Here is a 13,339-nt window from a genome sequence, read left to right as displayed (position 1 = left end):
TGGGCCCATGGCATCCCGTCGCCCCGCTCCCGCTCCCGCCCCATACCGGTGCACCGAGTGCGGCTGGACGACCCTGAAGTGGGTCGGCCGATGCGGCGAGTGCCAGTCGTGGGGCACCGTGGTCGAGGCCGCCGAGCAGACGGGCATTGTCCGCTCGATCGTGCCGGTGGCCCCGGGCGCCGCTCGTGCGGCCCGGCGCATCACCGAGATCGACACGCAGGACGCCCCGCGCCGCACGAGCGGAGTCGGCGAGTTCGACCGGGTGCTGGGCGGCGGCATCGTCCCCGGTGCGGCCATCCTGCTCAGCGGTGAGCCGGGCGTCGGCAAGTCGACGCTGCTGCTCGAGGTCGCCGCACAGAGCGCTCACGCTGGTCGCCGCGTGCTGTACGCGAGCGGGGAGGAGTCCGCGGCGCAGGTGCGCTTGCGCGCCGAGCGCACGGGGGCGCTGCACGACGAGCTGTTCCTCGCCTCCGAGACCGATCTCGCCACCATCCTCGGCCACGTCGACCAGGTCGAGCCGGGGCTCCTCATCGTCGATTCGGTGCAGACGATCTCGTCGGCACACAGCGACGGGGCCGCCGGGCAGCCGGCGCAGGTCCGCGAGGTGGCATCCGCGCTCATCCGCGTGGCCAAGGAGCGAGGACTGCCGATCATCCTGGTCGGTCACGTGACCAAAGACGGTTCGATCGCCGGACCCCGCATCCTCGAGCACCTCGTCGACGTGGTCTGCCACTTCGAGGGCGACCGACAGACGTCGCTGCGCTTCGTGCGGGCGCTCAAGAACCGCTTCGGCCCGACCGACGAGGTGGGCTGCTTCGACATGACCGGCACCGGCATCGCCGAAGTGACCGACCCGAGCGCACTGTTCCTCGGGCAGGGCGAGCCCGAGCCGGGCACGTGCGTCACCATCGCGATGGAGGGGCGGCGTGCGCTGCCCGTCGAGATCCAGGCACTCGCCGTCCGCCAGACGGCTCCCAACCCCCGACGCATCGTGAACGGGGTCGACGCGTCGCGCGTGGCGATGGTGCTCGCCGTCCTCGAGAGCCGCATGGGCCTGACGCTGTCCGACCGCGACGTGTACGTCTCGACCGTGGGCGGGGTGCGCCTCATCGAGCCCGCCGCCGACCTCGCGATCGCGATCGCGGTCGCCAACGCGGTCAAGAACCGCAAGGTGTCCAAGCGGCTCGCCGCGATCGGCGAGCTGACGCTGACCGGAGAGATCCGCAACGTCACGCAAGCGGCGCAGCGTGCGTCCGAGGCGAAGCGCCTCGGCTATCACACGGTGCTCGACGCCTCGTCACGCAAGCTGGCCCAGGCGCTGAACGAGCTGCAGGTCCGCGGGGCGCCCCGCGACGACAGCGAACCCGGGTTCTGATCGGTCGGGAACGCCCGAAGCACGGAGTCCGATCGAACGGCGGCTCAGCGGCCGGGAGGTGCGGACCGACGACGGCGGTGCGGCGACGTGAAGCCGAGCACAGCGGGGATGACAAGCCCGGCGGCGCACACGGCGCCGGCGATCAGGTACTCCATGCCCCGAGTCTTGCACGGGCGCCTCACCCGCGCGAGCCGGGCAGCTCACCCGTGGAGTGTCGCGCCGCGTGGGGCGCCGCGGTCGCGGCATCCACCGCCCGTCCAGCCACCGCCCGGCGGCGCACAACTCCTGCAGAACCGGCCTGCCACCCACCCCACCTGAGCCGAGGGGCGAGAGAGCAGGAGTTGTGTCGGCGAACAGCGGGCGGCGCCGCATCCACCCGCCCGTCCAGCCACCGCCCGGCGGCGCACAACTCCTGCAGAACCGGCCTGCCACCCACCCCGCCGAGGCTGCGGGGCGAGAGAGCAGGAGTTGTGTCGGCGAACAGCGGGTAGCGCCGCATCCACCCGCCCGTCCACCCACCGCCCGGCGGCGCACAACTCCTGCAGAACCGGCCTGCCACCCACCCCACCGGAGCCGAGCGGTCAGCGAGCAGGAGTTATGCCCGCCCGCAGCAGCCGGCCCCGCCGGGAGCCGTCAGGCGTCGAGTGCGGCGAGCACGTCCGCGGGGCTCGCCTGGATCGGGTGCGGACCCGCGATATCGATGAAGACCGTCGTGATCTCATCGCGGTGACGGTCGAGGAAGGCGCGCAGCCACTCCGGGGACTGCAGTGCGACGTGCGGCGGCAGCGTCTCGGGCTTGTGCGCCGCGTCGCTGAAGAGCAACAGCGCGATCTGGCCCGTGTTCGGGTCGCGGTACGTCCATACTTCGCCGACATCGAGCGGGTTGTCGGCGTCTCCCGCGCGCATGAGCGGCACGACCGTCGGTCCGTGCCGCAGCGCGAAGGCGATGGCGGCCATGTCCTGGGTCTGCAGAGCGTCGGTGAGGGCGGTGTTCTTGAAGTCCACGTCGAGCTTCTTCCCCTTGCGCTTCTTTCCACCGGCCATCCCCCGAGCCTATCCGCGACACCACTCCGCCCGGACGGGCCGGCGGGGCCCGGCTGACCCTCGGTGGGGTGGACACCGCGCAGACCGAAGGAAGGGGCGGATGCCATTCGGCATCCCCCCTCCTCGAGTCACCGGAGGATGAACGAGGCCGTGCCGGCCGAGGGGATGCCACCGATCGACACGCTCAAGTGGTACGTCGCGCCGCCGCCCGGGGCGAACGGACGCTCGCTGTCGCACGAGCCCACCGATGAGCGCGTCCGGTCCCACGTCAACGGAGCCGCACTGGTCACCTGCTGACCGGCGGTCAGCGTCACCTCCATGTCGCTCGGCTCGGACTGGCAGTCGGTCGAACGCCACCACACGTCGGATCCGCTCGTGACCGTGAACGACTGGGCGCTCGTGCCGACGTTCATCGTGCACGGGTTCGCCGAGGTGTTGGTCAGACGGATCGAGAGCTGCGGGTTCTCACCCTGGCCGTACTCGGCCTTGTCGGAGAGAGCCTCGACGGTGATGTCGGCGGGCGCGCACTCGACCGGTCCGGCGGGCGCGCTCGGCGACGGGCTCGCCGTCGGACTCGGCGAGGGCACGACGTCCGTTGCTGACGGCGCGGGGGCCGCGGAACTTGCGACCGGGGCAGGATCAGCGGCGGGAGCGGAACGCCACGGCGGCGCCGCGACGAGCCACACGACGAGGCCGATCACGAGCAGCGCGAGGAGCGCAGCGGCGAGACGGCGCCGACGGTAGACCGCCGGGGACGGCCGCCGCCTGCGGGGGGCATCGGTCATCGTTCCAGCGTAGGCGGCGCGGCTGTGCGCCCACGCCATCCGCGCTTACAACTGCTTGAGCATCCGTGTGTTGCCGAGCGTGTTCGGCTTCACGTGCGCGAGGTCGAGGAATTCGGCCACTCCCTCGTCGGGGCTGCGCACGAGCTGCGAGTACACGTCGGGGTCGACGACCTGCTCACCGATCGGGGCGAAACCCCGACGCGTGAAGAAGTCGACCTCGAAGGTGAGGCAGAACAGGCGACGGACGCCGAGGTCGCGCGCGTGGCCCTCGAGCTTCTCGACGATGGCGCGACCGATTCCGTGGTGCAGCCAGTCCTCGTGCACGATGAGCGTGCGGATCTCACCGAGGTCCTCCCACATCACGTGAAGGGCACCGCAGCCGATGACCACGCCGTCGACCTCCGCGACGACGAACTGCTGCACCGAGCCGTACAGCACCACGAGGTCTTTGCCGAGCAGAATTCGCTTCTGCACGTACGGCTCGAGCAGCGCGTGGATGCGTGCGACGTCGGCGGTTCCGGCGGGGCGGACGACGAACGGCGCGGGGGAAGTCATCGTCCCAGGGTACGCCGCGACGACGAAGGGGGCCCGGATGCCATGGCATCCGGGCCCCCTTTCGGACCGTTGGTCGTCAGCTGCCGGCGACGATGTCGGGAGTGGCCGAGATCTCTCCGGCCGTGCCGACACCGATCGCGACCTTCTCGCCGCGCGGCGCGCTCTCGAACGTGAACTGACCGTTCTCGACGGCCACCTTCACGTGGTCACCGGGCTCGAGCTCGCCGTGCAGGATCTTCTCGCTCAGACGGTCCTCGACCTCGCGCTGCATGGCGCGGCGCAGGGGGCGAGCACCGAGGGTCGGGTCGAAACCGATCTCGATGAGCTTGTCCTTGGCGTCATCCGACACTTCGATGGTCATGTCGCGATCGAGCAGACGGTCGGCCAGACGCTTGGTGAACAGCCCCACGATCTGGCGGAGTTCGTCCTTGTTCAGCTGCGGGAAGACGATGACGTCGTCGACGCGGTTGAGGAACTCGGGCTTGAAGTGACGCTTGAGCTCTTCGTCGACCTTGCCCTTCATCCGCTCGTAGGAGGTCTGCGCACTGCCCTCGACCTGGAAACCGACCGGTCCACCGGCGATCGCCGACGAACCGAGGTTGGTCGTCATGATGATCACGGTGTTCTTGAAGTCGACCACACGGCCCTGACCGTCGGTCAGGCGACCCTCTTCGAGGATCTGCAGGAGCGAGTTGAAGATGTCGGGGTGGGCCTTCTCGATCTCGTCGAAGAGAACGACCGAGAACGGCTTGCGGCGCACCTTCTCGGTGAGCTGGCCACCCTCCTCGAACCCGACGAACCCGGGAGGGGCACCGAACAAGCGCGAGACGGTGTGCTTCTCACCGAACTCCGACATGTCGAGCGAGATCAGCGCACCCTCGTCGTCGAAGAGGAACTCGGCGAGCGCCTTGGCGAGCTCGGTCTTCCCGACGCCCGTGGGGCCGGCGAAGATGAACGAGCCCGAGGGACGCTTCGGGTCTTTCAGGCCCGCGCGCTGACGGCGGATCGTGCGCGAAAGCGCCGCGATCGCCTGCTCCTGGCCGATGACGCGCTGGTGCAGCGCCTTCTCCATGAACATGAGGCGGCTGGTCTCTTCCTCGGTGAGCTTGAACACCGGGATGCCGGTCGCCTGAGCGAGCACCTCGGCGATCAGGCCCTCATCGACCACCGCGTGCGAGGCGACGTCGCCCGAACGCCACTGCTTCTCGAGACGCAGACGCTCCGCCAGGAGCGACTTCTCCTCGTCGCGCAGGGATGCCGCCTTCTCGAAGTCCTGCTCCTCTGACGCCTGCTCCTTCTGCTCGCGGACCTTGGCGATCTTCTCGTCGAACTCGCGCAGCTCGGGCGGGCTCGACAGGATCGACAGGCGCAGACGCGCGCCGGCCTCGTCGATCAGGTCGATGGCCTTGTCGGGCAGGAAGCGGTCGCTGATGTAGCGGTCGGCGAGGTTCGCCGCGGCGACGATCGCGCCGTCGGTGATCTGCACCTTGTGGTGCGCCTCGTAGCGGTCGCGCAGCCCCTTCAAGATGTTGATCGCGTGGGGCAGGCTCGGCTCGGCGACCTGGATCGGCTGGAAGCGGCGTTCGAGAGCGGCATCCTTCTCGAAGTGCTTGCGGTACTCGTCGAGAGTCGTCGCACCGATGGTCTGGAGCTCACCACGGGCGAGGAGGGGCTTGAGGATCGACGCGGCATCGATCGCGCCCTCGGCGGCACCGGCACCCACGAGGGTGTGGATCTCGTCGATGAAGACGATGATGTCGCCGCGCGTACGGATCTCTTTCGTGACCTTCTTCAGGCGCTCCTCGAAGTCACCGCGGTAGCGGGACCCGGCGATCAGCGAACCGAGGTCGAGCGAGTAGACCTGCTTGTCCTTGAGCGTCTCGGGAACGTCGCCCTTGACGATGGCCTGAGCGAGCCCCTCGACGACGGCCGTCTTTCCGACACCGGGCTCGCCGATGAGGACGGGGTTGTTCTTCGAGCGACGCGAGAGGATCTGCATGACCCGCTCGATCTCTTTCTCGCGCCCGATGACGGGGTCGAGCTTGTTGTCGCGCGCGGCCTGCGTGAGGTTGCGACCGAACTGGTCGAGCACGGCCGAGCCACCCTGAGCGGCACCCTGGCTCTGCTCGCCGGCGCCGGAGGCGACACCTGCGGGCTCTTTGCCCTGGTAGCCCGAGAGGAGCTGGATGACCTGCTGACGGACCTTGTTCAGGTCTGCGCCGAGCTTGACCAGCACCTGCGCGGCGACACCCTCGCCCTCGCGGATGAGGCCGAGCAGGATGTGCTCGGTGCCGATGTAGTTGTGTCCGAGCTGCAGCGCTTCGCGCAGCGACAGCTCGAGGACCTTCTTCGCCCGCGGCGTGAAGGGGATGTGACCGGTGGGCTGCTGCTGGCCCTGACCGATGATGTCCTGCACCTGCTCGCGGACGGCGTCGAGCGAGATGCCGAGGGACTCGAGCGCCTTGGCGGCGACACCCTCTCCCTCGTGGATGAGGCCGAGGAGAATGTGCTCGGTCCCGATGTAGTTGTGGTTGAGCATCTTCGCCTCTTCTTGGGCGAGCACAACCACGCGACGGGCACGGTCGGTGAATCTCTCGAACATCCTCAGTCCCTCCAGGAATGGGCTGACAGGCACGCCTCCGCGCGCCGTACATCGAGAGTAACCAGCGCCCGGATGCCGCGGACCCGTGTTCGCCGTGGGCATAGCCGTCGCGACGCCGGACTTGCGTGGGGCATCGACAATCGATACTTTATCGAAAGTCAATAACAACGATCATCGATAAGGAGTCGTCATGGCATCCCCCCGTCCGACCTCCAGCTCCCTCTCGCGCGGCGACACCGTCAGCCTGCTGCTGTTCCTCGCCGCCGGTGTCGGGCTCGCCGTCTGGGCCGTCGTGCACAGCGTCGTGACCATCGTCGACGCCCTCCCCAACCGCGACGTCCGCGTGGCGATGCCTTTCCTCCACACCGCGGCGCAGGCCCCGCTCGGCCCCGACGGTGCACCCGTCTCCGTCGAGCTCGGCTCGGGCGTCGTCGTCGCCCCCGAGCTCCCGCTCGCGTCGCTGTGGGCGCTCGTGATCGCGGAGGTGCTGTTCGCGGTCGTGGTCGCGACCGTCGTCGCCCTCCTCCTGGTGTTGACGATCGGCATCCTCCGCGGGCAGATCTTCAGCAGGCGCAACACCGCGATCGTCACGACGGTCGGAGCCGTCACCCTCGTGGGGCTGGCCGGCGTGCCGTTCTTCCAGAACATGGTCGCCAACGGCGCGCTCGCCCGGATCTCGGAGTACGGCTACGACCGCGGACTCGTGCAGACGATCGACCTGCCGGTCCTCCTGGGCGCGGCGTTCGTCGCCGCGGTCGCCGGCACCGTGTTCTCGGTGGGCGACCGTCTGCAGCGCGATACGGAAGGACTCGTGTGATGACGAATCGCCCCGAGGTCTCCCCGCGCATGGAGCGCGGAATCGTCCTCCTGTTCGTCGCGGCAGGGCTCGTGATGGGCCTGGCCCTCGCTCTCCCCGCCGTGCGCGCGGCCATCGGGATCGCGATGGGCGACGGCGGATTCAGCCTCCTCACCGAGGCCCCGGTCCCGGTGACAGCCGCGGAGAGCGAGCCGGTCATCGTCTCGGCGCGATACGAATCGGCGTGGGTCGTGGCAAGCGGGCTGAGCGTGTCGGCGCGCACTCTCCTCGTCCTCGGTGCCGCGTTCGGGGCCCTGACGACCTTGCTGACGGTCGGGGCGCTGAACCTCTTCTTCCTGCTCCTGCTGTGGAGACGCCCCTTCCACTCGGCACTGGTAACCGCCACGCGGGTGGCGGGCGCAGCCCTGCTGATCGGCGGCGTCTTCGCGGCGGGCCTGGGCGGGCTGGGGCGGATGATGGCCGCCGACGAGCTGAACCCCTCCGCCGGAGGCGTCTTCCTGGTCGGCTCTGCCTTCGACCCGGCCTGGGCGCTCGTCGGTCTCGGCGTCCTGGCGATGTCCGTCGTGTTCTCGTACGGCATCCGCCTGCAGCGCGACACGGAAGGACTCGTATGACCCCGGCGGCCGAGGACGACGGACCCAGCGGCATCCACTGCCGACTCGACGAGCTGCTCGCCGAGCGGGGCATGACGCTGACGCGCTTGAGTGAGCTGGTCGGGGTGAGCATCGTCAACCTGTCGGTGTTGAAGAACGACCGCGCCCGCGCGATCCGCTACTCCACGCTGGCCGCGATCTGCCGCGCGCTGGAGTGTGAGGTGGGCGACCTGCTCGTGCTGCAGCGCTGAGTCAGCCCTGCCCCAGCACCGGGATCGGACCGTCCGAGGCGATGTTGCCGCCCGACAGGGTCAGCTCGACGGGGTCCTCACCGGCGATGCCCGTGAGGTCGGCGAGCGACACGCGAGGGGCCATGTCGGCGGTGCACACCTGATCGGCGGGCGGCTCGGCGAACGTCACCGCGGCGCCACCCTCGACGGAGGTCACCGCCTCGACCTGGGGGCGGCAGGTGGAGCTGCCCCACGTCAGGATCGCGGCGAGACCGTCGCCGACCCACCCGGCACTGGGGGCGAACTCCGTCACCGCGGCCGGTGGCGTCGCCAGCGCGGCGAGTGACGCCGTGCCCTCGACGGCACCGGTGACGACGACATCGAGCGGACGCGACGGGTCTATCCCGGCGGGAAGCGCGACGTACGTCGCCCGAGGTGCGAAGTCGCGGGTGCACGGACCGTTCTCACGGTCGACCAACTCGATCGTGAGGGTGTCGCTCGCGAGAACGGCATCGCCCGACGCCACCGGGACGCACGACGAGCTTCCTCGCGTCACCACCGCGATGCCGCGGCCGGCGTCGAGCCAGCCCGCGCTGACGTCCGTCGAAGGAGCGGGGGTCGTGGCATCCACGGGCGGCTTCGTCTCGGGCGAGGACGCCGCGCCCGAAGCGCAACCGGCCAGGAGACCGGCTGCGAGGAGGCCGACCCCCAGCACAGCGGCCAGAGAAGCGGGACGGCGAGTCATCGGAACCTCCGGAGGGCTGTGGGGATGGGATGCCGGTCGCTCATTGCAGCGCCGAGGTGAGCCGCGCAAGGTTGTCGAGGATCGTGGAGCGCAGCGGCTGGCGTCGCCATTCCTCGACCGTCAGCTCGCGACTGAGAGTGCGGTACGCGTCTTCGACACGCCGCATGTCGCGGACGAACTCCTCGCCACGCACGAGCATCGAGATCTCGAGATTGAGACCGAAGGAACGCATGTCCATGTTGCTCGACCCGATGACGGCGACCTCGTCGTCGATCGTCAGGCTCTTGCTGTGGAGGATGAAGGGCTTCCGGTACATCCAGATCTTCACGCCGGCGGCGAGCAGCGCCTCGTAGTAGCTGCGCTGGGCGTGGTAGACCATCGCCTGGTCGCCCTCTTCGGAGACGAACAGCTCGACGTGCACCCCGCGCTGGCACGCGGTCGTGATCGCCAGCAGAAGCGCCTCGTCGGGCACGAAATAGGGGCTCACGATGATGATGCGCTCGCGCGCGGCGAAGAGAAGGCCGAGGAACAGCTTGAGGTTGTTCTGGAAATCGAAGCCGGGGCCCGAGGGAACGATCTGGCAGTCGAGGTCGCCGGGGCCGGACTCGACGCTGAACAGGTCGATCTCGTCCGTGAGGGTCTCATCGGTCTCGCTGTACCAGTCACTGAGGAAGACGGCGTTGACGCTCGCGACGACGGGGCCTTCGACGCGGACCATGAGGTCGACCCAGTGGAGGCCCCGGCGGATGTTCTTCTTCAAGTTGTAGGTCGAGTCCGTGACGTTCTGCGAGCCCATGAAGGCCACGCTCCCGTCGATGACCAGCAGCTTTCGGTGGTTGCGCAGATCAGGGCGCTGGTACCGCCCCCGCAGCGGCTGGACGGGCAGCATGAGGTGCCAATGCGCACCCATCTGGTCGAGGCGGTGAAGGGTCTGGCGGTAGTACGGCTTCCCGCGGTTGGCCCAGTGATCGAGCAGGACGCGCACGACCACCCCGCGCGCGGCCACTTCTTCGAGGGCGCGGAAGAAGTTGTCGGTCGCCGCGTCGGCCTGCAGGATGTAGAACTCGACGTGCACGTAGCGGTCCGCCCGTCGAATGGCTTCCGCCATCGCGTCGAGGCTCTCCTGGTAGTCGGAGATCAGGGTCGCCGCGTTGTCGCCCGCGATCGGCATGGCGCCGAGGTTGCGGTTGAGGCGGACGAGCGCGCGGAACCAGTCGGGTGCGTTCGGGCGGAGGGTGCCGAACTCGAGCGACTCGCTCGTGTCGTGGATGTAGCGGTTGATGTCGGCCTGTTTGCGGCGGCGTGTGCGCGGCAGGCGCGGGTTGCCGATCAGCAGGAACAGCAGCACGCCGACGAACGGGATGAAGTAGATCGCCAGCAGCCAGGCCATCGCCGCCGTGGGGCGGCGGTTGCGCGGGACGATGATGACCGCGGCGATGCGCACGACCAGATCGATCACGAAGAGCGCGATGACGAGCCAGCTCGCCTCGAACGTGGTGTCGATCACAGTGCCTCCTGGGCGGAATGTCCCCCCAGCGTAGTGATCGCCCCCGACACGCGGGGCATGCCGCTCAGGGGGTGGTGCCGTCGGAAGCCGGGAGCCCGCGCTTCGCGCGCTCCTGCGCCTCGATGCGCGCGTACGCCTTGCGCTCGGTGCGATCCATCCGGATCACGCTGCGCAAGATGAAGAAGAAGACCGCCGAGACCACGATGGTCGGCAGGATCGACCACAGCACGGCTGCCCACATTTCGTCCACGTCACCAGGATACGGGCAGCGCCTGAGCGTCGGGCGGGAGAGCAGCCCCTCCTCCCCAGGGCGCAACCTCTCCCGCCTCTCCCCAGATCACGGCTTTCCGCCCGCGACACGATCCGCGCCTGCGCCAGTCTCATGGCCATGTCAACGATCGTCCGCGCCGGATCCCCCGCCGAGTTCCTCGCCCTCGTCCCCCACCTGCTCGGGTGCACGCCCCGGCAGAGCCTCGCCGTCATCACGTTCGCCGGAGGCCGCTCCCTGGGCGCGCTCCGCGTCGACCTTCCCGATCCCGCCGTGTCCGAGGTCGACAGCATCGCCTCGACCGTCATCGGGATGGCGTGCAAAGTTCCCCGGACGGATGCCGTGGCGGCCGTCGTCTACACCGATCTCCGTCTCACGGATGTCGAGGACACTCCGCATCGCGCGCTCGTCGAGGCGCTCGTGGCCCGGGCCGACATCTGCGGCCTTCGCGTCACCGATGCGCTGATCGTCGGCCCCGACGGATGGGACGGCTATTTCTCTCCCGCCGCGGACGGGCCGCGGTCGCTCGACGAGATCGCGGCGGATCCGGGCGTGCCCGGACTGCCCGAGGTCGACGGTGACCAGTTCGCGGCCGCGATGCTGCCCTCGGCCCCTCCCTCGGAGGCGAGTGCGGTGTACCGCCTGCTCACCGACATCGAGCATCTGCTCGCCCGATCGAAGGAAGGTCGGCGGCTGCCGGCGCGCCGCCGCGCGGCCGCAGGGCGCGTCCTCGACGACGTGACCGATCCTCCGGCCGTGTTCGAGAGGTTCGTCGCTCCGGGGATTCCCCTCGACGCCGACGCGATCGCCGCGGTGTCGTTCTGCCTGCAACGACCCGCGCTGCGCGATGTCGCCCTCATGCAGTGGGTCGGGGACATCACGACCGGCGACGCCACCTACGGTGCGCAACACGCCTACGGGGAAGGGCATCCGTTCCCCGCAGACCTCGCACGCCCGATGTGGGGCGAAGGGGCGCACCCGGATCCCGCCCGCCTCCTTCGCGCGCTCGATCGCTGCCGATACGTGGCCGCGGCCACACCGCGGGAGGGACGCGCGGGCCCCCTCGCCGCCTGCGCATGGCTCGCCTGGGCGACCGGTCGGTCGACCCACGCGTCCGCCTACGTCGCACAGGCGCTCGAGATCGACGCACGTCACGGCCTCGCCGACATCGTCCGGACATTGACCGACCGGGGCCGGCTGCCCGAGTGGGTGTTCGAGCGCGAGTCGGTTACTTCACCAGGGGGAACAGGATCGTCTCTCGGATCCCGAGACCGGTGATGGCCATGAGCAGGCGGTCGATGCCCATGCCCATGCCACCCGTCGGGGGCATGCCGTGTTCGAGAGCGCGCAGGAACTCCTCGTCGATCGGCATCGCCTCGTCGTCACCGCGCGCAGCCAGCTTCGCCTGCTCGGTGAAGCGCTCGCGCTGGATGACCGGGTCGACGAGCTCGGAGTACCCCGTCGCGAGCTCGAAGCCGCGCACGTACAGGTCCCACTTCTCGACGACGCCCGTGAGGGAACGATGCTCGCGCACCAGCGGGCTCGTGTCGACCGGGAAGTCCATGACGAAGGTGGGGCGGGTCAGGCCGCCCTTGACGAAGTGCTCCCACAGTTCTTCGACCCACTTGCCGTGCGTCTCGTGAGCGGGTGCGTCGACGCCGGACTCGGCTCCGAACGCGCGCAGCTCGTCGAGAGTCGTCTCGGGCGTGATCGTGCGACCGGCGGCCTCCGACAGCGAGCCGTACATCGAGATACGGTCCCATTCGCCACCGAGGTCGTACTCGGTGCCGTCTGCCCACGTCACGGTCGTGGAGCCCGCGACCGCGATGGCGGCATCCTGGATGAGGGTCTGCGTCAGGTCGGCGATGCCGTTGTAGTCGGTGTACGCCTGGTACGCCTCGAGCATCGCGAACTCAGGGCTGTGCGTGGAGTCGGCGCCCTCGTTGCGGAAGTTGCGGTTGATCTCGAACACCCGGTCGATTCCACCGACGACGGCGCGCTTGAGGAACAGCTCGGGGGCGATGCGCAGGAACAGCTCGGCGTCGAAGGCGTTCGAGTGCGTGATGAACGGACGGGCGCTCGCGCCGCCGTGCTGCACCTGCAGCATCGGCGTCTCGACCTCGACGAAGTCGCGCTCGGCGAACGTGCGCCGGAGGCTCGCGTTGACCTTCGCCCGAGCCAGCACCGTCTCGCGTGCCCGATCTCGCACGATCAGGTCGAGGAAGCGGCTGCGGACGCGGCTCTCCTCGCTCAGCTCGGAGTACATGTTGGGAAGGGGAAGGACGGCCTTCGCGGCGATCGTCCACTCCGACACCATGATCGACAGCTCACCCCGGCGGCTGGAGATCACCTCACCCGACACGAACACGTGGTCGCCGAGGTCGACGAGCTCCTTCCAGGCCTGGAGCGACTCGTCACCGACGTTGGCGAGCGAGACCATCGCCTGGATCCGACTGCCGTCGCCGGCCTGCAGCGACGCGAAGCAGAGCTTGCCGGTGTTGCGACTGAACACGACACGACCCGCGACGCCCACCGTCACGCCCGTCTCGGCCCCGGCTTCGAGGTCGCCGTAGCGAGCGCGCAGCGCGGGGATCGTGTCGGTCACGGGCACGACGACCGGGTAGGGGCCGCCCGCGGCGTCGGCGCGCTCGTCGAGCAGACGCTCACGCTTGGCGAGACGGACCGCCTTCTGTTCGAAGACGTCGTCCTCGGTCGGTTCGGCGTCGTTCGCGGGCGCAGCGGGCGCGTCAGTCATCGGGAGGGCTCCTCGGGGTCGCATCGAGTTTATCGGCGGCACGACGGGCGTTTCCCCCGAGCC

At 69.4% G+C, this 13,339-nt stretch carries 13 protein-coding genes; 5 read left to right on the top strand and 8 right to left on the bottom strand.

All coding sequences use genetic code 11. The features are described from left to right. Positions 1-7 precede the first annotated feature (7 nt). A complete protein-coding gene (gene radA / locus AC3E6M_RS14385) occupies positions 8-1,375 on the top strand; it encodes a DNA repair protein RadA (RefSeq protein ID WP_490530327.1) in 1,368 nt (455 codons plus the stop codon). A gap of 633 nt (positions 1,376-2,008) precedes the next feature. Here the strand turns inward: radA and AC3E6M_RS14380 are convergent. The 4 genes from AC3E6M_RS14380 to AC3E6M_RS14365 form a co-directional block, all read right to left on the bottom strand. Continuing rightward, entirely contained in the window at positions 2,009-2,419 is a 411-nt protein-coding gene (locus AC3E6M_RS14380; protein ID WP_138176101.1) for a dehydrogenase, read from the bottom strand. 128 nt (positions 2,420-2,547) lie between these two features. Then, positions 2,548-3,204, bottom strand: coding sequence for a hypothetical protein (locus AC3E6M_RS14375; protein WP_490530325.1), 657 nt, complete (start codon positions 3,202-3,204; stop codon positions 2,548-2,550). Positions 3,205-3,249: 45 nt separating this feature from the next. Beyond that, on the bottom strand, positions 3,250-3,759 hold the full coding sequence (locus AC3E6M_RS14370) for an amino-acid N-acetyltransferase (protein ID WP_138176103.1): 510 nt from the start codon (positions 3,757-3,759) through the stop codon (positions 3,250-3,252). A 76-nt stretch (positions 3,760-3,835) separates the two neighbouring features. Continuing rightward, on the bottom strand, positions 3,836-6,361 hold the full coding sequence (locus AC3E6M_RS14365) for an ATP-dependent Clp protease ATP-binding subunit (protein WP_138176105.1): 2,526 nt from the start codon (positions 6,359-6,361) through the stop codon (positions 3,836-3,838). Between the two features lie 190 nt (positions 6,362-6,551). Here AC3E6M_RS14365 and AC3E6M_RS14360 point away from each other — a divergent pair, with 190 nt between their 5' ends. The 3 genes from AC3E6M_RS14360 to AC3E6M_RS14350 are packed head-to-tail and all read left to right on the top strand — an operon-like array spanning position 6,552 to position 8,022. Then, positions 6,552-7,178 (top strand): hypothetical protein, encoded by a 627-nt coding sequence (locus tag AC3E6M_RS14360; protein WP_490530324.1) that lies wholly within the window; start codon positions 6,552-6,554, stop codon positions 7,176-7,178. Then, positions 7,178-7,792, top strand: coding sequence for a hypothetical protein (locus AC3E6M_RS14355; protein WP_490530323.1), 615 nt, complete (start codon positions 7,178-7,180; stop codon positions 7,790-7,792). The genes AC3E6M_RS14360 and AC3E6M_RS14355 overlap by 1 nt, the downstream gene beginning before the upstream one ends. Then, positions 7,789-8,022, top strand: coding sequence for a helix-turn-helix domain-containing protein (locus AC3E6M_RS14350; RefSeq protein WP_138176111.1), 234 nt, complete (start codon positions 7,789-7,791; stop codon positions 8,020-8,022). Before AC3E6M_RS14355 ends, AC3E6M_RS14350 begins: the two co-directional genes overlap by 4 nt. 1 nt (position 8,023) lies before the next feature. On the opposite strand, the gene AC3E6M_RS14345 is transcribed toward AC3E6M_RS14350, so the two are convergent. The 3 genes from AC3E6M_RS14345 to AC3E6M_RS14335 form a co-directional block, all read right to left on the bottom strand. Beyond that, positions 8,024-8,746 carry a hypothetical protein gene (locus tag AC3E6M_RS14345; protein ID WP_490530321.1) on the bottom strand — a complete coding sequence of 241 codons (723 nt, stop codon included), beginning with the start codon at positions 8,744-8,746 and terminating at the stop codon, positions 8,024-8,026. 40 nt (positions 8,747-8,786) lie between these two features. Beyond that, positions 8,787-10,250: a cardiolipin synthase gene (cls, locus tag AC3E6M_RS14340; protein WP_490530400.1), complete on the bottom strand. Its 1,464-nt coding sequence runs from the start codon at positions 10,248-10,250 to the stop codon at positions 8,787-8,789. A 67-nt stretch (positions 10,251-10,317) separates the two neighbouring features. Then, positions 10,318-10,503 (bottom strand): olfactory receptor family 2 protein, encoded by a 186-nt coding sequence (locus AC3E6M_RS14335; protein WP_138176116.1) that lies wholly within the window; start codon positions 10,501-10,503, stop codon positions 10,318-10,320. A gap of 138 nt (positions 10,504-10,641) precedes the next feature. On the opposite strand from AC3E6M_RS14335, the gene AC3E6M_RS14330 reads away from it, so the two are divergent. After that, positions 10,642-11,799 (top strand): DUF4192 family protein, encoded by a 1,158-nt coding sequence (locus tag AC3E6M_RS14330; RefSeq protein ID WP_490530320.1) that lies wholly within the window; start codon positions 10,642-10,644, stop codon positions 11,797-11,799. On the opposite strand, the gene lysS is transcribed toward AC3E6M_RS14330, so the two are convergent. Then, positions 11,750-13,276 (bottom strand): lysine--tRNA ligase, encoded by a 1,527-nt coding sequence (lysS, locus tag AC3E6M_RS14325; RefSeq protein ID WP_138176120.1) that lies wholly within the window; start codon positions 13,274-13,276, stop codon positions 11,750-11,752. The genes AC3E6M_RS14330 and lysS overlap by 50 nt on opposite strands. Positions 13,277-13,339: the final 63 nt, after the last annotated feature.

It is taken from the genome of Microbacterium sp. SCPM-O-B-15248 (M128) (genome assembly GCF_058214835.1).
The sequence above is the reverse complement of the archived record's forward strand: the minus strand, read 5'-3'. Positions and strand labels throughout refer to the sequence as shown.